Origin of the sequence: Granulicatella sp. HMSC31F03 (genome assembly GCF_001807725.1) — a bacterium.
GTDB lineage: Bacteria > Bacillota > Bacilli > Lactobacillales > Aerococcaceae > Granulicatella > Granulicatella adiacens.
This window is the reverse complement of sequence record NZ_KV790842.1, coordinates 1-1,059: the sequence shown is the minus strand read 5'-3', so window position 1 is coordinate 1,059 and position 1,059 is coordinate 1. Positions and strand designations below refer to the sequence as shown.

Here is a 1,059-nt window from a genome sequence, read left to right as displayed (position 1 = left end):
CATTTGGAAGTTTCTTAGTTTCTACGAAGCGGTAGCCTGGAATTTCTTTCTTAGGTTGTTCACCGTCTTCGCTTGGAACTAATGTATTACCCTTAGTATCTACAAAAGAAGTAATTGGACGTACAGTTGGAGCTGGGGTAAATTCCCAAGTTCCTGTAAATTTAACGTCCGCTCCATTGATGGTTTCTGATGCCTTGTCATAAGACTTAAAGCTCCATGTGCCTTCTGCCGTCTTCACTTCTGTTTGGCTTGGTTGAGTCGGAGTCGCTTGACTACCGTCTTTCAAGTCTGTTTGGTCTACTGGAAGCAAGGATTTCACTTCTTGTGGAAGCTCTTTGCCTTTAGTTCCGCTGACAAACTCGTGAACTGCTTTATGAGTCACTGTTGGAACTGGGATTGCTGTAAATTTCCAGGTTCCTACAAACTTAACATCTGATCCATTAATTGTTTCCGATGTCTTATCATATGACTCGAATTTCCAGGTACCTTCTGCTGTCTTCACTTCTGTTTGCCTTGGTTGAGTCGGAGTCGCTTGACTACCGTCTTTCAAGTCTGTTTGGTCTACTGGAAGCAAGGATTTCACTTCTTGTGGAAGTTCTTTTCCTGGCGTTCCGCTTACAAATTCATGTGTTGCCTTGTAAGTTGGAGCTGGAGTGAATTCCCAAGTACCGACGAAGTGAGCATCCGCTCCATTGATGGTTTCTGATGTCTTGTCATAGGACTTGAAGCTCCATGTACCTTCTGCTGTCTTCACTTCTGTTTGCCTTGGTTGAGTCGGAGTCGCTTGACTACCGTCTTTCAAGTCTGTTTGGTCTACTGGAAGCAAGGATTTCACTTCTTGTGGAAGTTCTTTTCCTGGCGTTCCGCTTACAAATTCATGTGTTGCCTTGTAAGTTGGAGCCGGAGTGAATTCCCAAGTACCGACGAAGTGGGCATCCGCTCCATTGATGGTTTCTGATGCCTTGTCATAAGACTTAAAGCTCCAGGTACCTTCTGCTGTCTTCACTTCTGTTTGACTTGGTTGTGTCGGAGTCGCTTGACTACCGTCTTTCAAGTCTG

The 1,059-nt window shown here is 44.8% G+C and carries 1 protein-coding gene; it reads right to left on the bottom strand.

All coding sequences use genetic code 11. From position 1 onward, the window contains the following. Positions 1-1,059 (bottom strand): SHIRT domain-containing protein (locus tag HMPREF3106_RS01020; protein ID WP_246827491.1); only part of this gene is annotated, 1,059 nt, incomplete at both ends.